Here is a 23248-nt window from a genome sequence, read left to right as displayed (position 1 = left end):
CTGCAAAGGTATGTATTTATTTTGAATAAAAGTTTATTTAATCCTACTTTTAATACATAATTTTTATTCAATTAATCAATATTTTCTTTATCAGAAGAAGAAGAAACAACAGCACTTTTATCAAAAAGAAGTTTTCGCAGTTCTGGATTTTTACCAAACTTCCATATTAACCCATCGATATAGTAATGATAAATTACAACCATTGTAAAGGGAACAAAAAGCCATTTTGCCCATCCATTAGTCATTAAGCCTATTACTTCTATTGTTCCGACTACCAAACCATAAATCATAGCAACGCCAAACCACTTCAAAACGACATTTTTGATATGAGCAAAACGCTTTCTTTGGTAGTGCATCACAAAGCCTTGATACTGAATGTTATGATAGACAGTTTCTAGTGATTCTGCAACTAAAAAAGGCAAAGCAGTAAGAAAAAACACAAAATAATGCGTAGAAAGTGCAGCGACTAAAAATAGTATTTTAGGAATATTTATTGGTTTTCGTTTGTACAATCTCCACACTTGACGCAATGAAAAAGCAACCAAAAAGAAAATAAAAATACTCCAAACGATTTCTGTAATCTGTGGGGGAAGATAAGGGAAGTTAGCAGTTAGTTCTTTATAAATCACGACAGGGCTTTTTATATCCGAATAATCTCTAAAAAAACAAGCAAACATACCCGAATAAAAAAGACCTGTATCCAAATAGTCATCAATTTTATCAAAATCTTGATTGATTCCTTTATACGCCTTCAAAAAACCAGAATGCTGACGGATAATATGCCAACTTCCAAAAAATGCAGCAAAAACAATCAGTTCTTTTTCAAATCCCATTCCTGTCAGAACCAACCCAGCGACAATAAAAGCAGCTAATCCCCACGTATGCATATTTTTTCGTTCTTCAAATTCTTCTTTATCAGCGTGTGTTCTTGAGAAGGTTTGAAAAATATGAGGGTGGTCAAAAATAGCCGTAAAAACAAAATAAGTAAGAATAATAGAATCACCTTGAGGAGCTAGATCTAATGTTTCTGCATACATAAAAATCCCTAAAAAAAAGAGTGTAAAAACACAACTTCCTATAAAAAAGAAACCGTCATAACGACGGCTTACAATCCAATTCATAGAAAAACGGTTGGGCAAGACTGCCTGATTTTTTGTTTTTTCTTGTTCCTTTTTTAGGTTTAGATTCGGTTTGTTTTTTACAGATGCTTCCATTTTTTGTTTTTTATACTCAAACCCTAAGGGTCACTGAAGCCCCTTAGGGTTAATAATTACCTATACAGGTTGTTGTTTTTCTTTTAAATTTAAAGCTAATTCTTGTACATAACGACGAAATTGGTCGCCTCTATCTTCGTAGTTTTTGAATAAATCAAAACTCGCACATGCAGGAGAAAGCAAAACAATGTCTTCATTTTCTGCCAAGCTAAAAGCAGTTTCGATTGCTTTTTTCATACTGTTTGTTTCTCTAATTTCGCTTACTTTTTCCTTAAAAAAAGTAATTAGTTTTTCATTATCTTTTCCCAGACAAACGATTGCACGAACATTCTTTTTGACAGACTCTTCAATAAGTTCATATTCATTTCCTTTATCCACTCCTCCCACAATCCAAATCAAAGGCTTATCAAAACTCTCTAGGGCATACGAAACAGCATCAACATTGGTCGCCTTTGAGTCATTTATAAATGTAATTCCTTTTATAGTCTTGATTTTTTCTAATCGGTGAGGTGCATTTTTGAATGACTTTAAACCTTTTATGATTTGTTCATCTGAAAGTCCTATAATCTGTGCTACCATTCCTGCTGCTGCAATATTCAGAAAATTATGCGCTCCTTTGAGTGGCAAATCAGAAATAGGAATATCCAACATTTGAGCAGGCGTAGCCGAAATTCTTAGCTTATTTTGAAGTGATAAATATTCTTTTTGTTTTGAAATATTAATAGGAAGCATTCTCCCAGCAAGGCGATGAAAACGAATATATTTGAGTGATTCTATATCTTCCTCATTATAAATAAAAAAGTCTTTATTGCTCTGATTTTCATTGATTTTGAACTTTGCATTTACATAATTTTCCATTTGATAATCATATCTATCCAAATGGTCAGGCGTAATATTCAAAAGAACAGCCACATGAGGACGAAACTCATCAATGTCATCTAACTGAAAACTACTTACTTCAATCACATAATAATCATAATCATCTTCAATCGCTTCACGAGCAAAACTTTTTCCTATATTTCCAGCTAGGCAAACACTCAAACCTGCACTTTTGAGTAAATAATAAGCCAAAAGTGTCGTTGTTGTTTTTCCATTTGTTCCTGTAATAGCTATTATTTTTCCAGAAACAAAACGAGAAGCAAATTCAATTTCAGAAACTACATCGATATGTTCTAATCGAATAGCTTCCATAATAGGCGTAGTTTCAGGAATCCCTGGACTTTTGATAATCAAATCTGCTCCCAAAATAATTGATTCGGTATGCAATCCTTCCTCATAAAAAATCTTGTGATGCTCTAGTTCATAGCGATTTTCATCAGAAAGTTTATTTTTTTCGGATAGAAAAACATTATATCCTTTTTCGGCTGCTAGGCGAGCTGCCCCTACACCACTTTCTCCACCACCAAGAATAACTACATTTTTTTGTTTCATAATCGTAAAAGCTAGAAGTAAGGAACAATTACGAATTAAAAATTACGATAACTAATGTAATTTATTTGTAATAAGTAATTTAATCTAAAAGTCTTGAATTTTACAAAACTCTATTCCCAAACAAGTAAAAATATAAAAAATAAGATAGTAGAACATGCAAATTTGAGTTACAAATTCGAATATTCATAATTTTCACTTAAAATTTACATAAAAATTCATTCTAAAACAAAATTTACTCTAGTCTTTCAAGTATTAAAACTATTTCAATGATAAAATTAATCAAAGTCATAAAATACACGAATAAATCTTACAGCATTTGCAACACTTTATAAATCAAGATACGTATAGATTACAAATTTTTTAACAAAAAATAAATGGTTATCTGACAATTTTTGTGGAACGTGTAACATGGGTAGTTAACAGCTACCATTAATACACTTATTTGCCTTGATGTTCCGTAGGAACTTGATATTGGTAACAAAGTTAAGAATGTAGAAACTGTATTCTGTTCCGTTAGGAACTACACATTGGTAGCATTTAGAATAGGTAGTAAAAAATGCTATGCAACTCCTACGGAGTAGATGAGTTTTAACGTTTCTATTTTTCTACCAATATAAAACTCCTAACGGAGTAAAAATCAAAACTTCACAAAAATTGTCAGATAACCAAATAAATTTACATTCTATTATGAAACTTTCAAAACTAACTTTTCTCAACTTATTTTTTCTCTCTTTCTGTTTATTATTTTTCTTTAGTTGTGCAGAAGATTATGACGATGGTTCATATAGAGATAGCAGTGAAGATATTTCTACAGGTGGTTCAGATGGTTCAGATTCTGATGATTCTTCTAGTACTCCTGATGATGGAGGTGGAGGAAATGGTGCAGATTCTTCAGGAGTAATGACAGCAGGAGAATGGAATGACTTGGATAATTGGGATTTTTGGAAAAACTTATCTTCTTCTACTCAATTTGCAAATTATTCAGATTATTGGAATTTTTTTCCTACTCAAAGAATTGCTATAAAAATTGAAAATGACTTAGGCAATGCTTTAGGAAATATAGAAGTATCATTAATGAATAATTCAAACAAAATATGGACTTCAAAAACAGACAATTTAGGTAGAGCTGAATTATGGCTAAATCTTTATGAAAAAAATTCAAATGTAAAGCTAGAAGATTGTCGAATTGTGATTCATTCAACGAATCAAGTAATTAATCCTGTTCAGTTATATCAAACTATAGAAGATACTCACACCATTATAATAAATAATACTTCTTCTATTCCTTCTACTTCACCTCAAATAGATATTTCTTTTGTTGTAGATGCAACAGGTTCTATGGGCGATGAAATTCATTTTCTAAAGAATGAACTTCAAGATGTAATACAAAGAATTTCTACAAACAATCCCAACAAAACAATACGTACTTCTTCTGTTTTCTATAGAGATGAGTTTGATGAATATGTAACTAAAGTTTCTCCTTTTACTCAAAGCACTTCTCAAACTATTGATTTTATCAAATCACAAGATGCAGTTGGAGGTGGAGATTATCCTGAAGCTGTTCATAGTGGTTTGGATAAAGCTATTTTTCAACTAGAATGGAATCCAAATGCGAAGACAAAAATTATCTTTTTAATTTTAGATGCGCCTGCTCATTCAGAAGCACAAGTAATCCAAAATTTACAAGCAAGTATAAAAGAAGCAGCAAAATTAGGAATTAAAGTGATTCCTATCACTGCAAGTGGAATTAATAAAAATACAGAAGCATTGATGCGTTCTTTTAGTTTAGCTACTAACTCCACCTATGTTTTTATCACAAATCATAGTGGAATAGGAAATGACCATATAGAAGCTACAGTAGGGGAATATGAAGTAGAATACCTCAACAACCTAATGGTAAGATTAGTAAATAAATATGCTGAATAAAATTATAATTATTGAGGTAACACATAGAAAAGCTGAGAAAATAATTCTCTCAACTTTTCTATGTTTATTAAACTCTATTTGAGAGCAAAACCAATTTTACTTCTTTTTAAGCCATTGCTCAAAATAAAGTCGTTTTACTTTTTCTTGTAAATTTTTCTCTACCATTTCTTTAGCAACAGAGTCAGTTTGTAAATCTATTTTATACCAAATCTGTTCATCTTCTTTAATCCTAAACAAAGAATCATTATTTGTATCTCTAAGCGTTCGGATAATGATTTGGTCATTTTTAGGAACTAATGTATAAGATTGTAAGGCTTCTTTTTGAGGAGAAAGTAATTTTAAGTTTTTGCCATCATTAGTAGAAATATAAAGGTTTTGAGGGTCTTTATAATCCAATTCTCCATCATAATTATTATCTAAAGAAATAATATTGTATAAAATACTTTTTGAGAGAACAGCTCCTGTTTCTTTTATGTTGGTTGTAAAATCTGTGATATTATATTTTTGGTCAGTCAATAAGTGAGTATTTCCTGTCGCCTTATTATAAAACAACATATTCCAAGTAGTTGTAAATCTATTTTTTTCTTCATAAGAATCATAAGAGTCGTAAGAGTAACCAGAATATTTCCTACTACTTTTTCCATTTCCTACAAGTGAGGTTTTTATAGGTAATAAAATTTCATCACTATTTTCTATAAAAACAGGGTTTTCATATTCAAATTCAAATTGATTCAAGACTGAATCAATCTGACTTTCAGAAAGATTTTCTGTAATCAAATTGGTTGGTTGTTGTTCTTGTTCTGAAGTACAAGCAACAATACAGAGCATAAAAATTGTGATTAGAAAAGCAGAGATATATTTTTTCATAAAATTAATAGTATCTTTGTAGTTACATTCCGAAATGAGGTTTAACAAAAATACTGTTTTTATTCTAAAACTTTATTGTTTGTGATTTACAAGATATAAAAAGGCTCATTTCACAATCCATTTATATGTCAGACAATAGTACAAAAAATAATACGACCAAATCATTTGCTGATTTAGGTCTTTCAGATGAGCTTCTTCAAGCTGTAAAAAAAGTAGGTTATACTTTGCCTTCACCTATTCAAGAAAAAGTAATTCCCTTTGTTTTAGATAGAAAAGATGTTTTGGCATCAGCACAAACTGGAACTGGAAAAACAGCAGGGTTTACGCTTCCTATGCTCCAACTTCTTACTCAAGATGTAAAGCAGCGTTCGAAGATTAGAAGACGTAGTTTACGTTGTCTTATCCTTACTCCTACTCGTGAACTTGCAGCACAGGTTTTCGAAAATGTAAAGGAATATAGCGAATTTTTAGATATTCGAAGTGCTGTTATTTTTGGCGGTGTCAATCAAAATCCACAAATCAGAACGCTAAAAAATGGTGTTGATGTCTTGGTAGCAACTCCCGGTCGTTTGTTGGATTTGGAAGGACAAAAAGCTCTTTCGCTTGCCGATGTAGAGATTTTGGTATTGGATGAAGCTGATAGAATGCTAGATATGGGATTTTTGCACGATATAAAACGAGTAATTAAACTTGTTCCTACCAAAAGGCAAAATCTTCTTTTTTCGGCTACTTTCTCTAAAGAAATAAAATCTTTAGCAGGAAAAATATTAAATAATCACGTAACCGTAGAAGCAACTCCAGAAAATACCACCGTAGAAAAAATCAATCAAACTGTTTATAGTGTAAATAAAACACGAAAATCAGATTTGATTATAAAATTGATTGATGAGGGAGAATGGGAACAGGTTTTGGTTTTCACTCGTACAAAACATGGTGCAAACCGTTTGAGTGATAGAATGACTAAAAGAGGAATTCAAGCAGCAGCCATCCATGGAAACAAAACTCAAAATGCACGTACAAAAGCTCTACAAGGCTTTAAAGATGGTTCTATTCGTGTTTTGGTAGCGACAGATATTGCAGCAAGAGGTTTAGACATTCCACTTTTGCCGTATGTGATTAATTACGAATTACCAAATGTTCCAGAAGATTATGTACATAGAATTGGTCGTACAGGTCGTGCAGGTGCAGGAGGAGATGCTATTTCGTTAGTTTCTCATGACGAAATTGAATTTGTAGAAAACATTGAAAAACTTCTCAACGAAAAAATTGAGAAAAAAGTAGTAGAAGGTTTTGAACCTACTGCACCTTCAAAAGAAGACATCGAAGAAGCTGAATTGGCAGCACGCCAACGAAGTGGAAGAGGTGGTTTTAATAGAAACAGAGAAAGAAATCGTACTTCTGATTCTCAAGGAGGAAGTAAAGGGAAATCTAATTCTGTAAATTTGGGTAAAGCAAAATCAAATACGAAAGGACGTAGGAGTAATAATCCAAAATTTAGTGGTAAAGGAAGAGGCAAGTAAAAACAGTAATTAGTGGAATAAAATACCTAGGGCAAACGCACGAAATTTTTCTGTGTATATTTAAAACAAATCAAGCTAGTTTTTGACTTTGTATTTTAATATTACTCTGATAAATAAAGCCTGTTTTTGAGCTATTACAACCATATTAAAAATTTCGTGCGTTTGCCTATAAAATATCTTTTAAAGGGAGAAAATTTGTGACTCTTACCTAGTTTGGACTGATAATATTATATCTTCATATTTTCTTCTATCAGGTTGTAAAAGGAGGCAAAAAGTTTGGTGTAGAGCTTTTGTTATTACAGAATTAGACTCTGATTCTATAAAAAATCTATCTGTTAGGATGGAGACTCGTTGGGACGATTTAGAAAAAGACATCATAGATACAAACGTGAAATACAAGCTGTATGAACTTCCTCGTTTCGTAAAACTGCTCAATAAAAAAAGAAGTGAAACTAAATTTCAAACACTCAAAAAAGGACTTTACTTTATTCACTTTTATGGTAAGAATCAAAAGCATCATTGTGGTTCTTCTGCTTTATTTATTAGAAAAATGTCGAAAAAAGAAGTTGAAGAAGCTAAAAACAAACTAGACCCAAACTTAGAAATAATGATATTCCAAGAGAAAAAATAAAATCAATAAACTTTAGTTAAGGAATTGAAATAACACACTCACTTTGAATTAATAAGTCACTGGTATTCAATATATTACACTCACAATTAGTAATCGTTCCTAAAGTAAATCATTCGCACAAAAAAATCCATTTGTATAAATGGATTTTTAAAATACCTAGAAAGTATTAAGATTATTGCTTTGCTCTCTTCAAGGTATATTTAGTGAAATAAACTTGGTTGCCACCACTTGTAGTACCAACAACCTCCCAGCCTTCTTTACCTAACAAATTAAGTAAAACAACTATTTTTTCTTCATTTTCGGCAATATTACCAAAGTTAATACCTATTGCACTATAATAATTTTCCATATCAACAGGCTTGTCTGCTTTTCCATTTGCACGAGTTATAATCAATCTTGAACGTCCTAGACCTCCAGAAACAACTGACTCTAATGTATTGATTTGCATGTATTCATATTGTACAATCTCATCTACATGATTAGTAGATTTGTTAGTCGTTGTAAATGCAAAAAAGATAACTGCCAAAGATAAAGTTAGGCAAATAGAAAGAATATAATTCTTTTTCATAATAAAATATTGTAGTAGTAATTAATAAAAACATTATTTTTTAAACACAACCAAATATAGCAATAAAAATCTGAATATCCCTTAAAAATACACCTAACTTACATAAGTTTTTCAACTCTCACTTTTTTTTGGGTTAAAAAAACTATCTCTCATAAATTGAATCTATATTTTCTTTGAAAAAACTAACTTCGTGACTACTTTTGCCTAACATTATGGTTTGTCAAAAGATTAGATTCTTTTGTGCAAAAATTATTTATTCAATCTATTCAGAGAAATAGCATTTACTTTTCCAATGAAAATATACAATCAACCTGCTCGCAACGAATGGGAATCTATCTGTACTCGTCCTACTTTTTCTTTAAAACAAATTGAATCTCAAGTTCAGAGTGTTTTGCATTCTATAAAAGAAAACGGAGATAAAGCTATTCAAAAATTCACAAAAGAGTTTGATAAAATAGAATTAGAAGACTTTAGAGTAAACGCAGAAGAAATTAAAGAAGCTGAAAACCTAGTTTCTGAACCTCTAAAAACGGCTATAAATCAAGCCTATAAAAATATTTTGGTTTTTCACCAGAGTCAACAAGAAGAAGTAAAAAAAGTAGAAATTACCAAAGGAATTACATGTTGGAGAAAAAGTGTGGGTATCGAAAAAGTAGGTTTGTATATCCCTGGAGGAACTGCTCCTCTTTTTTCCACTGTTTTGATGCTTGGTATTCCTGCCAAAATTGCTGGCTGCAAAAAGATAATTTTGTGTTCTCCTCCTAATAAAGAGGGAAAAATTCACCCTGCTATTTTGTATGCTGCTCATCTTGTAGGAGCGACAGATATTTTCAAAATTGGAGGAATACAAGCGATTGGTGCAATGGCGTATGGAACGGATTCTGTGCCAAAGGTTTATAAAATTTTCGGTCCTGGAAATCAGTATGTAACCGTAGCCAAACAACTTATTCAAAATGAAGGAATTGCAATAGATATGCCTGCTGGTCCTTCAGAAGTGGCTGTTTTAGCTGATAAAACGTGTGTTCCTAGCTTTGTAGCTGCTGATTTGCTCTCTCAAGCCGAACATGGAAAAGACAGTCAAGTTATTTTGATGACAGATAATGAAGAAACTGCAAATCAAATCAAAAACGAAGTAGAGAAACAACTAGAATCACTTCCAAGAAAAGATTTTGCTCAAAAGTCTTTAGAAAATAGTCGTTTTGTTGTATTACAAAACAGACAGGAAATTTTGGAGATGAGTAATTTTTATGCTCCCGAACATTTGATTATTGCTTTAAAAAATCCAGAAGAAGCAGCCGAACATATCATCAATGCAGGTTCTGTATTTTTGGGAAATTATACACCTGAATCTGTTGGAGATTATGCTTCTGGAACAAATCATACATTGCCAACAGACGGACATGCGAGGGCATATAGTGGTGTTTCTTTAGATAGTTTTGTCAAAAAAATTACGTTTCAAGTTCTTACAAAAGAAGGTTTGAATCAAATTGGACAAACTGTAATTGAAATGGCAGAAGCCGAAGAACTAAAAGCACATGCAAATGCTGTTCGTGTGAGATTATAAAAATAAAATAACTGTCAAGAGTACTCTATTCTCTTGGCAGTTTAATTAATAATCATTTTTTTCAATTATTTCTACTTTTTTCGACAAAATAGCCTTATATTTGGATAGAGGGCATTTTAACACCTAATCAATTCCATTTTTTTTATTTTGTTTCATTATTGTAATAATGCGAAATTATTTATTATTTATACTTTTTTATCTATTTTTTGTATCTTCTCTAAAAGCACAGTTTGTAACTGCATCAGGTGAAAAACTGACTGTTGAAGCTTGTTTGGAGAAATCAGAGGAGCGCAAAAATCAAGGAGATTATAGAGGAGCAAGTGATTTTTTGAATAAAGCGGCCCTTATTCATTGGGATAAAAAAGAATTACGTCCAGCTATTACCTACTTTCAAAAGTCATTAGTTTTTAATCAAAAAGTAGATAATCAAAGTGGAATGTATGGTATTTATAGCAATCTAGCTACTATTTATGCTGATTTAGAAAAATTTGATTCTGCACTTATTTTTTTTCAAAGAACCTTGGAAGGACGAAAAAAACAAGGAATAAAAGAACCTATTATTTCTGCTCAAATCAATACGGCTGTTGTTCTAAACAACCTCAAAAGACACGACGAAGCAGCCAAACAACTTTTAGATGGTTTAGATTTGGCAAAAGAATCATTGGATTTAGAGCAAATGCGAAGTATTTATGGAATGCTTGCCGAAACCTACGAAAAAGCAGGAAATTCTGAAAAAACAAAAGAATATTTTGATTTGTATCGAAATTTTCATGAAATGTCGCAACAGAGAAAAATAGCCATTGTAAGTGCAGAAGCAGATAAAGCCAGATTACAAGCAGCTTTATCAGAAGTCGAAAAACAAAAAGCAGAGCTAGAAATAGCCTTGAAAAACACAAAATTAAAAGAACAAGAAAAAAATATAGAAAATAAAAATGAAGAACTAAATAAACTAGAATCTAATTTTACAAAACAAGAATTAGCCTATAAAGTCCTCCAACAAGAAACAGATTTACAAGAAGCAAAATTTGCACAAGAACAAGCTGAAAATGAACAAAAAATAGCAAGACAACGTCTTTATATTGGAGGAATTGCAGCTATTTTATTGCTTGCCTTAGTAGGAATATTTTTTATTTATAGAAGCCAGCAACAGAAAAAGAAAGCTAATTTGATACTTCAAGAAAAAAATGAAGAAATTAGTTTTCAACAAATGCACATCATGGAACAGAACCATGAGTTAGAAACTGCTATAAATGACATTGAAGACAAAAACAGACAAATTACCTCCAGTATTACATACGCAAAACGCATTCAAGAAGCCATGCTTCCAAATATTGTCAATATCCAAAAAGCTCTACCCGAATCATTTGTCTTTTTTCGACCTCGTGATATTGTAAGTGGAGATTTTTATTTTTTCCATCATTTTCCAGAAGAACAGAAAACCATTCTTGCTGCCGTCGATTGTACAGGTCATGGAGTTCCAGGAGCATTTATGTCTATGATAGGAAATGAAAATCTAAGTAAGATTGTAGGCGAAAATCATGTTACTTCACCTGCCAAAATTTTGAATCAATTAAATAAAGGTATCACAACAGCATTACATAAAGACGAAACCAATATCCACGACGGAATGGATTTGGCAATCGTTTGTATAGACAAAAAAGCCAAAACGCTTACTTTTGCAGGAGCTAAAAACCCTATTTTCTATATTCAAAATAATAATTTAGAAGTCATTAAAGGCGATAAAATGCCTATCGGTGGTTCGGAAAGAGAACATAAAAACGATTTTACAGAACACGTAATTGATATTTCTATTCCAACAACGTTTTATATTTTTTCTGACGGTTTTCAAGACCAATTTGGAGGAGAACGAGGACGCAAGTTTATGGTCAAAAACTTTAGAGAACTACTTTTTGAGATTCATACAGAAGATACAGCCGAACAAAAACAAATTCTTTATCAAACCTTCAAAAATTGGATTGGAATTGAACATAATCCTGTTGATGATGTACTTGTAATTGGTGGGAAAATTTAGGATTATATTGTTGGCAAGACACCAAGAATAGCAAAACACTTTATTATACAAATGGCAATTTCTAAAAAAGGTTTACGGACAATTATAGTAAACAATAAAAAATATTACTGGAAATTCAACGAGAAAGTATTTATCACATCAGAAGAAAACAATAATTGTTTACTAATTATTGACTTTGGATGGTATGATATCTGGCTATTTATACATGATATTAAAAATATGCCTCCTAATTTTTACCCCCAAGCCATTACACCAAAATTCATAAAAGAATCCATCTTATTTGCTTTAGAAAATGACTGGAAAAAAGGCACGATGAAACTAAATTATAAAGATAAAAAGTATAGTTTGATAGAAGCATAATACCAAAATAAAAACTATTTTTCCCTTTACTACTTTCGGTCTGCTCTACGAAACTGACCTAATTTAGCAAGCAGGTCAAGTACCAATATAATAGACTTTATTACGATAATTTTTGATAGGTTATTCTTGTCTTTACCCTTAAATTATGAATACCACACGCAATTTCCATGACTTGGTCTCTTACCTCTTCTCCCCACAATCGGATTTCATCTAAGACAATTCTAAGTCTTTTTACTCCTGCTATGCTGTGTTCTGCACGTACTCTACGACTAGACTTTTTACTATTTTCAGCCTTGTCCTGCTCCGATAATTCTTTTCCTCTAGGCTTTTTTTTGGGTTGCTCAATAAGGACACCTTTAGGTCTATGACCTTGATAACCAGTATCTTGATGAAGAATAGTTCCCTCAGGAAAGGTAATATCATCTTCTTCTAATAAACGTTTATCGTGTACTTTTCCTGTTTCTGTATCTCCTAAAAAAACTACCTCTTGATGTTTATCTGTAACTAAAGTATTTTTTATAGTGTGCTTTTTTTTTTCCACTATATACTTCTTTTTGAGCTTTGTAATCGGAGGGACGAGGAATTTCACGTTCGCTTCCATCTACCCATAACTCTAAGGCTTTACCTGCTTCTTCAACACGATCTGCAAGTTTTATTGTCCATTCCGATTCATTTCTTGCAGGCAATACATTAATTTTTCTTAAACTTTCTTTTAAAATGGGAAGAAGGCTGTTAATCCATTGATTAACTTTTCCTTGAGAAACATCAAAAGTAAGAGCTAAAGATTCCTGTAAAGGGTTGTTTTTCAAGTAGTAAAGGATAAAAAAAAGTTTCATTTCACTACCTTTTAGTTGTATTTTTGCGTGTTCTCGGAAGGTGGGCTTATTTCTAGCCTTTCCTTTGAGGTCATAATACATATAATGTTTTTCCCAAAGTGGAGAAAAAGTAGCTAATAACTCATCAAACTCTTTGATAGTCAAGCTAGTAAGAGCCATAAAAGGCTTTTCTTTTTTACGTAAGTTAGGTAAATCAATCATAAAGTAAGGATAAAATGACCGCTAATATAATAAAATTTACGTTTTAAAGTCTAATTTTTTAGGTGTAATTTTTATTTTGGTATAATAATCACTTTTTTTGAATTCTTAAGACCATTTAATTGTATAAAGCTCTGAAAAATTAATTGGATTAGTTTCTTCATCTCCACGCAATTTAGTTTCAGACTTTCCGACTATATCAAATACAATTATAGGAGTAGCACCTACTTCAACTGATACATTTCTTGTATCAAACTTTAATTCGTGTGTATGAGCCAAAAAATGTTCTTGTTCTTGTGTACCAACTTTATCTCCTAATACTGTATCAGAGCCAATCTGAGTTCGTTTAGTTGCTGTTTTATCAATATTGCTTTTATTATTCCAAGCACGACTAAAATACCCTCTAATATCTGGAAGTAATGAATAACCATCTGTACTTTTACCAAACCTGCCATTTAAAACTGAGTTCAAACGAGTATAGTTATCATTAAGAGACTTAGATTCATTACAAATAGATAATTCGCAGGCTGGTGGATTTTGTGTAGCTATATATTGTTTTCTTTCTCCAATAACCCCAAGAACCATAGGTGTGAGATTTTCAAGTGCAACTTTTCCAATATTAGCATAAATTTTATTTATAGTAATAACTGCATTATTTTGTTTGCTTTCCAAAGAAATAGTAAGGTTTTTTGCAGATGCACTTACTTCAATCGCAAGCTCTATTTCATAATCAGTTTCTTTTGTGATTTCATTTGTAACCTTATTTTCAATTACTCCATCACTTAAACTAAAACTAATTACTGTATTTTGTGGAACACTAATATGTATTTTTGCTGTAACAGTTTTTCCTTTGAGATAATCTTCCCATCTAGGAAATTCATTCACTTGTTGTTTGAAAATCATATAGTTTTCAGACACAGAATTCACAGTAATTACACAAGAATTATTTTGTAATTCGATATTAGCTCCTTTTCCTTCATTCTGATATATCCAGCCATCAGGATGATTATATGCTTTAATTTTATTATCTTCTATTTGTTTATTACTAAAGAGTAAAAAATCTCCATTATAAACAAGATTTTTCTGCTGTAAAGCAAAAATAATATCACGTAAATTATTCATAGTTATAAAAATTTAAAATAAATGAGCAGTATTGAGATGTTCAATACTGCCCATTTTTTTAGTTAGTGAAGATTTGATTGGTTATTTTAGCTCCAAAACTCGTGTCTCAATTTTGCCATTCTCAGTGTCTAGAATAACATCATCTTCTAAATCACAAGTTTGTGCCTTAACAACACAACTATCTGTATCTATAATAATGTCACTTTTGTCGTGAACAAGATGTGCGTCGCCTCCAGGATAATTTTTATTAATGACAGCCTGTATGGCTTTACAAGCCTCAGCACAAGCTAATGCAGATGTTCCTATTACACTAAAGGATTTTGAAGCAGCATCAAAAGTACCAAAGTAAGTACTTACTAAACCACTCAATTGTCCAATAATTAGAGCTTGATTATCACGAACCCATGCTAACATTACCAAGCTTGTACAAACTCCTAAGCCTGTGAATGCGTAAGTATAATCCAGTTCTACATTGGATGTTCCGTTTGATTGAACCTTAAAGTTTGGATAAGGGCCTTCTACAAACTTGCCAACATTATTATCGTAATGACAAATAATTTCTGTTTTTCCATCTCTATATACAGCATCAAATGTTTCTGTTCCAATCTTACTAATAATAGTTTCAGAACCAATAGTTTTTGAAGCAAATAGGGTAACTTTTTCAATGGGTTCACTTTGATAATTTTGACCACGAGGTACTGTTAGTGCATTAATAGGGTTCATAACTTTTGTGCCATTTACATCAGCTTGTTGCATGACTCCCATTGTCAAGAACTCTAAATCAGAATATGAGTTTTTTGACCCATAGTTATTATTAGGTAAAGATAATGCTCCCTCAACAAAAATAGCATCGTCTGTAAAATTGTAGAGCATTTTGTTTTTTGCATCACCAGAATCACCTATTCCAGGTTTAGAAGACAAACGATTTATTGTAGCTCCTTCTTTGATTTCAGTAGTACTTGCATAAACTCCATATTTTTGTTCCCAGCTAATTGTAGTAACACCAAATGGTCTTGTTGCTACCCAACTTGTATTTCCAGAACCATCTTGAGATGCTTTAGTCAAAATTAGTTTTTGTCCTTTTAAAGCTCCTTCTCTATCTTGTGGAGAAACTTGAACGATCAATTTGAATATTGCCATGATATTATTTTGTTTTGCATACTTTTAAGTACACATTTTTTTCCTACTCTAAAGACTTTTCGGATTCCGTCTGTGTAAGCAAAAACAACTTATAGTAGCTACTAAAGAGTATATTTCTTTTTTTCTTACATTACAAATTTACCTCAAGTATATAGTTTTATTTATAGGGTTATTTCTTAATTTTAATAATTAGGGGTTTTTACTTGACTTTAAATGATTTTTATACTTCAATTCATCTTTTCACAAATGTTAAATTTATTACAAATTAAGTCATAACTAAATATTTAATCACACAAAAATGAATTATATAATTTAAGATTGTTTTTTATGCAAAAAAAAACCTTAAAACACAACAAAAAAAGAGTCTAAATAAGTCTGGCTTATTTAAACTCTTTGTATAATAATTCTGAAAATTTAATTTATCAATCAATTAAAAAAATTTCACTTGGATCAATAATTTGATTTTTTACAGCATATACAATCAGCCCTGCTGTATTTCTGACTCCTGTTTTGAGTAAAAGGTTGGATTTATGTGCTTCTACAGTTTTAGTAGATATACATAATTTGTCTCCAATTTCTTTGGCAGTATATTGCTGACAAATAAGTTGCAAAACATCTAATTCTCTCTCAGATAAAGCATCTTTAGACTCAATATTTAATACAGGGGCTTTATTAGATACTTGTTGTCTAACAACCTCAACTTGATCAGATGTAAAAAAATGTCCCTTTTCATGTACATCAAGAATGATTTTTAGTAGTTCAAATTTATCTGTTTCTTTAGGAACGAATGCATGAACTCCAATTTTGAGCATGTATCCAAGAAAAGAAGCTTTATAATACGAAGAAAGAACAATAATTTTTAATTTAGGATAATTTTTGGTTACATGTTCGATAACTTCTATTCCATCGCCATCCTTCATTTTTAAATCTAAAATTACAATATGAGGTATTGAAGTCGCTTTTTGTAATTTTTCTACAAATTCTATTCCCCCAAAAGCAGTTATAAAAACTGAAATATTATTTTGATTGTCCAAAAATTCTTTCAATAAATCGACTACCAACTTATCATCATCTACTAAACTCACAGATATAATATTACTCATTAGAATTGGATTGATTATTTTTTAATAAAAGCATAAATGTAGTTCCTGTGGGTTTATTAGGCTTCAAACGATAAGAGCCTTTTAATACCTGAACACGTAATTCTATATTTTTCATGCCTAATCCTCCAACATTAGTAGTTATTGTTATTCCTTTTCCATTATCTTGTAATAGCAAAGCAAAATATTTTTCACTTCCTCTTAAAGTAATATTAATACTATTAGCTTGAGAATGCTTAATAATATTATTAATTAGTTCTTGAAAAATTCTAAATATATGTAGTTTTTGCTGTTTAGTTAAGTCTAATTTTAAAGACATAAAGCAAGTTAAGGTAACTATATATTTTTTTTTGTAAGGTGCAATAAAATCTGTAATCAATTCAATAAGTGAAGATTCTTCTATGAGAGGAGGGGTCAAATCATGAGAAATATTCCTAGCTGTAGAAATACTTTCGGCAAGCAATTTATTTAATTTTCCATCTTCATTCATTAATTTGATACGATATAATTGTCCAATTAAGTCGTCATGTAAATCAGATGAAATACGTTCTCTTTCTCGTTCAAGAATTTGAATACTACTATTGATTAATGTTTTTTGATGAGAAATAACAAGAAAGTTTTTTTCTTGAATTTCTTTTCTAATACGATTTATATACGTTTTAGTAAGTAAAATTATGAAACCAACTAAAACAGATAATAAACAAATGCTAGTTGCTATCCATATAAAAGTGTGAATCGGTTTTTCCATCTTTTTGTAAGTAGTAAATAAGTGAAATATAATATACTTGCAATGCTAAAGCTCTCAAAAACCAAAACCATGCAACCAACTCTATATTTTCACTTACCAAATAATTATTTGAAACAGCTAGTAATGTGTCAAGAGCAAAGAAAACTAATACTGTATTATTTAATAACATTCTTGACTTACTAAATTTTATTTTTCCACCAACCATAAAATAAATATCTACCATGCTTAATAACATAACAGCAAAACTATATATAGCTCTATCATAAGAATTGAAGTTTATAGTATCTAGTTCAAAGATAAACTGCAAAAACATAGGAAAAAGTGAGAAAAATAAAATAACAACAATATTTCTTACAGAAGAAGAGTAAAAATATTTAAAATACAGAAAAAGTAAAAATGCAAAATTTAGAAAAGAGGATACTGAAAATAAAAATAAATTAGAATCATTTGTAAAAACAGGATATAATTGAGATACTAACTCCGTTATAAGTAAAAAAGAAAAATAAATTATACCCCATTTGAATAACAATCGCTTAGTATAAATAATCTGTAATATTAAGCCTAAAATAAGCAATAGTATAGATGTATATGAAAAATAGTTTATGAGTTGTTCTAGTATTTTCACATTATGTATTTTATTTTCTGATAAATCATAATAAATTATATCCAGAAGGAGAGAAAGGAGGCACTGGTTTGGTTACATCCATAAAAAACTTAGGTGTTACTAATTTACCATCTACAGGAGTAGGGTTATCACATAAAATTAATTCTATGATATTTCCATATTCTTGATCCTCTTGAATACCAAAAAAGGAGTATAAATGCTCTGCCTTTGTATTATCAAATATATGGCTTAAATCTATAAATGGCACTGTCATAGCTCTCAATATACCATGTGGAACAGGTGTATCAGTTACTACAAATTCAGTTTGGTTATTTTTGAACCAATATTTAGAGTATAATTGCCATCTAAGTGAACGTTTCATAGCTTCATCTTCAGGCAATTCAATAGATGGAATAGCAACTATATCATTTACTGGAGAGCTTATATCTAAATTAGGCACAAAACTTTTAATAAATAAATTTTCATCTATCTTATAATTTTCATTTTCATCAGAAATAGAATCAACTAAAATAAAAACAAATTGCATTCCCCATATTCCTAAATAGACATGAATGGAATCAATCGGTTTTTGATTATATTTTTGAACCTGTAACCATTTATTATACTCTTCTCTACTGATTTCAAAGCCTGTACCAGAGGTCAGGTAATCTAGCCCTAATGCAGTATTATTAATTTGTCCCCACTTGGCAATAGCTAATTTCACTTGTAAAACATTCATGATTGTGATGTTTTGATAATAGTATTATAATCAGATTAAAAAACAAAGATTTATGCAAGTAACAAATTTATAAAGTCCTAAGCAAGCAATAAAAAAGAATATTAGGACGATTTTTCAAAGCAAATATATATACTAAAAATTATGGTGGTGTTGTAAAAAGTATAATACGTGTTTTTGTCGTTGGTGGGGACACCATAGCCGTAAGGTTAATAATAAAAACAGGGTTTTAACCCTATTTTATTATTAACCTCGGTATGTCAGATAGTTCATTTTATTAACTGTACTAACACTTATGAACGGCTTTAGCCCTCAACGAAATTAAAGTGTCTGACAGGTTTACCTTTTAGAAAACCAAAAACGTATGAGTATAACACACAGAGTATCATTTTGTGTCACATCAATAAACTAAACCTTCGCCATCAAAAAAGTAATATCATCTCTTTGGTTTTGGTTTCCTTGATGATTATCTAAAAACTGTTCTAGTCTTTGTTTTTGAGTGGATAGATTTTCTTCTTTTACAGAATCTATAAAACTAAATAGGTTTTGGCTTCCTATTCTTTCTAAATTTTGGTTGTGTTGGTCAGCTATTCCATCTGTAAAAAGATAAATAGTTTCATTTTTTTCTACTTCAACAACTTCTTGCTCAAAGGTACGTTCTTCTTCTTTTTGTCTTCCTCCTATTGATTTTCGTGTTCCTTTTACTGTATTCAGTTCTCCATTTTTGGTATAATACATGGGACGTTTTGCACCTGCATAAACTATTTTGAAGATATTATTTTCCTCTTCATTATTCTGTTTTTCATTATTTCCCTCATTTTTGATAATCAAACAAACCGAAACATCCATTCCATCTTGATTCGCTTGTTCTATTTGTCCGACTTTCTCCTTTTTATTTTGGCGTAAAAGCTGACGAATTCCTTCATGTAATTCTTTCAAAATCAACTTAGGTTCTACTATTTTTCTTTGTAATATAATTTCATTCAAAAGCCCATTTCCAATCAAAGACATAAACGCCCCTGGAACGCCATGACCAGTACAGTCAGCAACAGTCAAAACTCTAGCTGTTACTTTGCCTTTCAAATTATCATCTAAAAAATTATTTTTTTCTAACTGTTTTTCTGTGAGTGTAATTTTAGAAAACCAATAAAAATCTCCTGAAACGCCACTAGAAGGACGATAAAGCACTTCGCATTCTGTAAAACTACGATACATTTTATTATGAACCGACAAAATAGACTCTTGTATTGTTTGGGCATAACGAATACTATCGGTAAGTTTTTGATTTACTTGATGTGTTTTTTCATTTGCTTTATCTAATTCAGTATAAGTTTCTGCATTTTTGAGAGCGATAGAAATATAAGTAGCCAAGGATTCTAAAATACTAATATGCCTTTCTGTATAAGCATTTTTCTGAAAACTCTGTACCGTCAAAACACCAATTTGCAAAATTTTATCTTGATTTGAAATCGATAAAGGAACATATACAATCGACTGAGGTTCTTCGCCTTCAATCAATTCTCCTAACTCTGAAATATAATTTTGATATTCATTTTTTAAGTCATTTATAAAAACAACTTTTTGATTATTCAGTGACCAATTCCCTATACTTTCTTTATTTATATTTTCACTATGGTCTGGCAAAACCTCATTTTTTTCGATATATCCTGTATAAAAAATTTCCTGTTCTTCTTCTCTATACAATCCAATTCCAAATCCTTCGACAGGCATAATGGTTTGAATACGCTCATAAACCTGTTTAATTACTTCTCTAAGCTCTAAATTAGATGTGATTTCTTGTCCTATTTTAGTAAGTGTATTTAAGTTTTGATACGATTGTTCTAAATTTTCATTGAGGTCTTTCAATGAATTATTTTGTCCTTCAATGGCATCACGTTGCGCCAAAATCTCTTCTCTTTGCTGTTCTAACTCTTCATTCTGAACCAATACTTCCTGATTTTTTTCATTCAAATCTTCATTGGTAGATTTTAGCTCTTCATTTTTTACATTTATTTCTGCTGTTCGTTCTTTTACAGTTTGCTCTAATTTTTGATTTCGTTTTTCTATTTGCGCCACTCTATTTTTATAAAATAAATAACCTAAAATGAATAGCAATAAAGGCGCAAAAACCCTAAACCACCAAGTTTGATAAAAAGGAGGTGTTACTTTTATCGAAATAGCTTTTTCTTCACTCCAAATTCCATCTGCATTAGCTGCCTTTATCTTAAAAAGATATTTTCCTGCTGGTAGGCTTGTATAAGTAGCAAATTTTCGTCCTGCATCTGTGTAATTCCACTCTTTATCAAAACCTTCCATTATGTAGGCAAAACGACTTTTTTGAGGCAAATAATAACTCAAAGCCGTAAAATCAAACTCAATAACTCTATCTTGATGTGATAAAATAATTTCATTTACTTGATTGATAGGTTTTTCTAAAGGAGAGTTTTGATGAGCAGAATCTCTAATAAAAACTTCTTTACCAAAAAGTTTGAATCCTGTAAAAGCCATTTTTGGTGCAAAATTATTTTTTTTCAAATAATCTGGATGAAAAGCATTAAAACCTTCTTTTCCCCCCATAAAGATAACTCCATTGGGAAGACGAACAAGCGCACCTCGTTTGAAATCATTGGCTTGAAGTCCATCTAATTTATCATAATTAATAAATTGAGTTTTATTTTCTTTATTTTTATTTTTTTGGGATTTGTTATAATGAGATAACCCTTTATTTGTGGTAAGCCACAGATTGCCATTTGTATCTTCTACAATAGCTTGAATTACATTTGAAGGAAGTCCATTTTTTTCTGTAAAAGCCTCAAAAGTAAAATCAAGGTTATTTTCTGTAAGTTTATTTAGTCCTCCATTTGTTCCTATCCAGACTATTCCGTTTTTATCTTCAAAAATAGAATTAATTTGATTATGACTAATCGATTTTGGATTTTTTACATCATTCAAAACTCTCTGAAAAGCATTTTTTTCAGCATTATAAAGATGCAAACCATTTCTTGTTCCTATCCAAAGTCTATTTTTTGAATCTTGTAAAATTGCTGTAACATAGCCTTCATTCAAAGAGGTAGAGTCAGAAGGTTTTGGAAAAAAATGTTCGAATTTTTGATTTTGAATATCATATTTTGCCAATCCATAAAGCATTCCTACCCAAATATTTCCTTGATTATCTTCTCCTAAAGCTGTTATTTTATCACCTTTTAGTGCATCAGGATTGCTCCTATCAGATTCAAAAACGGTTAGTTGAGTTTTTTTAGTTGGATTGTCTGTTTCTAATTTAGCCAACCCTTGCCACGTTCCGACCCATAATGATTTATCTTTCGCTTTGAAAAGTGTCGTAATTAGTCCATCCAAAACTGGTGGAGTTTTGTCTGTTTGTAAATAATCGACGGAAGTCAATTTTTGATATTGATTTTCAAATTCTAACTTTTCTAGTCCTTCTTGTGTTGCCAGCCAAATAGTATTCTCATCTTCATATTCAATATCCCACGTATTTGTATTTTTTATTCCTTTTATTTCTCCTGTCCAAAGTCTAAATTGCTGATTTTGAGGAGAAAAATATTCTATTCCTTCTGAATATAACCCTACCCAAATTCCTCCCATATTATCTGCATAAATATCCCAAGCAATAGCTTCTTTGAGTCCAAATTGATAATTCTCTACGCCATATTTTGCCTTAAAATTTCCATTTACATCATAATTAAAAACACCTGCACCAAAAGTAGAAAACCACATATCGCCTTGCATATCTTGTGCTGCTGCCGTAAGAGGAGGAGTAGGTATTTTTTTTATAAACTCTTCTTTTTCTGTATCAAAAATATAAACACCTTCACTCCACGTAAGAATCCAAAGTTTGTTTTGGTCATCTAAAAACAGTTTTGAAATGCTTGCTGTGCCATCTTCATTTGGAAAATAAAAATTTTTGAATACTCCATTTTTATTATTATAAAGTTGTAGAATAGTAGTCGTAACCCAAACCTTGTTTTGTTTATCAATTTGAATAGCTGTTACACTATTATCATTTAGCGAAGTAGAGTCTTTTTCATCACTCAAAAGTGTAGTAAATATTTTTTTCTCTACATCAAGAATCTGCAAACCTCCCCGTTTTGTTCCTATCCAAACAAATTCTTTTTCTGATTTATTTTGTACGGAAATAGATTGAATAGTAACATCTGAAAGTGTATTTGCTTTTCTTTCTGTCTGTTTTGTGATAGCAGCAGGATAATGAAAAAAGGTTTTACTTTGATAATCAAAATAATTTAAACCCCCATTATTTGTTCCTATCCAAATTCTTTCTGTTTCATTATTTTGGTTTTTACTTTGTGCCAAACAGAGAATATATGTATCTGATAAACCTTCCGAAATACCTCCTTCATGTGTAGGCGCACTTCTATAATTCTGAAAGGAATAGGCATCAAAACGGCTCAATCCATCTCTAGTACCAAACCACATAAAGCCTTTTGTATCCTGCAAAACACATTTTACGCTATTATTTGCAAGTCCATTGTCAGTAGAATATTGAGTAAAAAGTACAGAAGGCTCAACAGGAGAAACATTCTTTTGTTGTGCTAAAGCTACATTTTTATCAAGAAAACCAAGAAAAAAAATTATTAGTAAGGGGAATACCAATAAAAAAGGAAAACGCATA

At 30.8% G+C, this 23248-nt stretch carries 19 protein-coding genes; 6 read left to right on the top strand and 13 right to left on the bottom strand.

Going from position 1 to position 23248, the window contains the following annotated elements:
• Nucleotides 1–71: 71 nt before the first annotated feature.
• Together ACE193_RS24920 and murD are read right to left on the bottom strand one after the other, a co-directional pair.
• Entirely contained in the window at nt 72–1214 is a 1143-nt protein-coding gene (locus ACE193_RS24920) for a hypothetical protein (protein ID WP_375560900.1), read from the bottom strand.
• Between the two features lie 60 nt (nt 1215–1274).
• On the bottom strand, nt 1275–2645 hold the full coding sequence (gene murD / locus ACE193_RS24915) for a UDP-N-acetylmuramoyl-L-alanine--D-glutamate ligase (RefSeq protein ID WP_375560899.1): 1371 nt from the start codon (nt 2643–2645) through the stop codon (nt 1275–1277).
• A gap of 687 nt (nt 2646–3332) precedes the next feature.
• Between murD and ACE193_RS24910 the strand changes: the two genes are divergently transcribed.
• The gene (locus ACE193_RS24910) at nt 3333–4571 is read left to right on the top strand and encodes a VWA domain-containing protein (RefSeq protein WP_375560898.1); all 1239 of its coding nucleotides are present in this window, start codon (nt 3333–3335) and stop codon (nt 4569–4571) included.
• 96 nt (nt 4572–4667) lie between these two features.
• Here ACE193_RS24910 and ACE193_RS24905 read toward each other — a convergent pair whose 3' ends face one another.
• On the bottom strand, nt 4668–5438 hold the full coding sequence (locus ACE193_RS24905; protein WP_375560897.1) for a hypothetical protein: 771 nt from the start codon (nt 5436–5438) through the stop codon (nt 4668–4670).
• 125 nt (nt 5439–5563) lie between these two features.
• Between ACE193_RS24905 and ACE193_RS24900 the strand changes: the two genes are divergently transcribed.
• Entirely contained in the window at nt 5564–6958 is a 1395-nt protein-coding gene (locus tag ACE193_RS24900) for a DEAD/DEAH box helicase (protein ID WP_375560896.1), read from the top strand.
• A 340-nt stretch (nt 6959–7298) separates the two neighbouring features.
• Nucleotides 7299–7589: a hypothetical protein gene (locus ACE193_RS24895; protein ID WP_375560895.1), complete on the top strand. Its 291-nt coding sequence runs from the start codon at nt 7299–7301 to the stop codon at nt 7587–7589.
• 172 nt (nt 7590–7761) lie between these two features.
• On the opposite strand, the gene ACE193_RS24890 is transcribed toward ACE193_RS24895, so the two are convergent.
• Nucleotides 7762–8157, bottom strand: a complete 396-nt coding sequence (locus tag ACE193_RS24890; RefSeq protein WP_375560894.1) for a hypothetical protein — start codon at nt 8155–8157, stop codon at nt 7762–7764.
• A 292-nt stretch (nt 8158–8449) separates the two neighbouring features.
• On the opposite strand from ACE193_RS24890, the gene hisD reads away from it, so the two are divergent.
• The 3 genes from hisD to ACE193_RS24875 all read left to right on the top strand — a co-directional run bounded on the left by hisD (nt 8450) and on the right by ACE193_RS24875 (nt 12113).
• Entirely contained in the window at nt 8450–9721 is a 1272-nt protein-coding gene (gene hisD / locus ACE193_RS24885; protein ID WP_375560893.1) for a histidinol dehydrogenase, read from the top strand.
• A gap of 166 nt (nt 9722–9887) precedes the next feature.
• Nucleotides 9888–11753 (top strand): SpoIIE family protein phosphatase, encoded by a 1866-nt coding sequence (locus tag ACE193_RS24880; protein WP_375560892.1) that lies wholly within the window; start codon nt 9888–9890, stop codon nt 11751–11753.
• A 51-nt stretch (nt 11754–11804) separates the two neighbouring features.
• Nucleotides 11805–12113: a hypothetical protein gene (locus ACE193_RS24875; RefSeq protein WP_375560891.1), complete on the top strand. Its 309-nt coding sequence runs from the start codon at nt 11805–11807 to the stop codon at nt 12111–12113.
• 100 nt (nt 12114–12213) lie between these two features.
• Here the strand turns inward: ACE193_RS24875 and ACE193_RS24870 are convergent, their stop codons facing one another.
• From ACE193_RS24870 to ACE193_RS24830, 9 genes are all read right to left on the bottom strand, one after another.
• Nucleotides 12214–12654 carry a transposase family protein gene (locus ACE193_RS24870; RefSeq protein ID WP_375558619.1) on the bottom strand — a complete coding sequence of 147 codons (441 nt, stop codon included), beginning with the start codon at nt 12652–12654 and terminating at the stop codon, nt 12214–12216.
• Entirely contained in the window at nt 12608–13150 is a 543-nt protein-coding gene (locus ACE193_RS24865; RefSeq protein WP_375558620.1) for a transposase family protein, read from the bottom strand. Before ACE193_RS24865 ends, ACE193_RS24870 begins: the two co-directional genes overlap by 47 nt.
• 105 nt (nt 13151–13255) lie before the next feature.
• Nucleotides 13256–14269 carry a hypothetical protein gene (locus ACE193_RS24860; RefSeq protein ID WP_375560890.1) on the bottom strand — a complete coding sequence of 338 codons (1014 nt, stop codon included), beginning with the start codon at nt 14267–14269 and terminating at the stop codon, nt 13256–13258.
• Between the two features lie 81 nt (nt 14270–14350).
• Nucleotides 14351–15409: a hypothetical protein gene (locus ACE193_RS24855; RefSeq protein WP_375560889.1), complete on the bottom strand. Its 1059-nt coding sequence runs from the start codon at nt 15407–15409 to the stop codon at nt 14351–14353.
• Nucleotides 15410–15831: 422 nt separating this feature from the next.
• Nucleotides 15832–16512 (bottom strand): response regulator, encoded by a 681-nt coding sequence (locus ACE193_RS24850; RefSeq protein ID WP_375560888.1) that lies wholly within the window; start codon nt 16510–16512, stop codon nt 15832–15834.
• Entirely contained in the window at nt 16505–17257 is a 753-nt protein-coding gene (locus tag ACE193_RS24845; protein ID WP_375560887.1) for a sensor histidine kinase, read from the bottom strand. The genes ACE193_RS24850 and ACE193_RS24845 overlap by 8 nt, the downstream gene beginning before the upstream one ends.
• The gene (locus ACE193_RS24840) at nt 17217–17564 is read right to left on the bottom strand and encodes a hypothetical protein (protein ID WP_375560886.1); all 348 of its coding nucleotides are present in this window, start codon (nt 17562–17564) and stop codon (nt 17217–17219) included. Before ACE193_RS24840 ends, ACE193_RS24845 begins: the two co-directional genes overlap by 41 nt.
• 343 nt (nt 17565–17907) lie before the next feature.
• Nucleotides 17908–18600 carry a hypothetical protein gene (locus ACE193_RS24835; RefSeq protein WP_375560885.1) on the bottom strand — a complete coding sequence of 231 codons (693 nt, stop codon included), beginning with the start codon at nt 18598–18600 and terminating at the stop codon, nt 17908–17910.
• Nucleotides 18601–19005: 405 nt separating this feature from the next.
• Entirely contained in the window at nt 19006–23247 is a 4242-nt protein-coding gene (locus ACE193_RS24830; RefSeq protein ID WP_375560884.1) for a two-component regulator propeller domain-containing protein, read from the bottom strand.
• Between the last annotated feature and the right edge of the window lies 1 nt (nt 23248).

The organism is Bernardetia aquimarina (assembly GCF_042180575.1).
Taxonomy (GTDB): Bacteria; Bacteroidota; Bacteroidia; order Cytophagales; family Bernardetiaceae; genus Bernardetia.
Note: the sequence above shows the minus strand (reverse complement) of the source record. Positions and strands in the feature narration are given on the sequence as shown.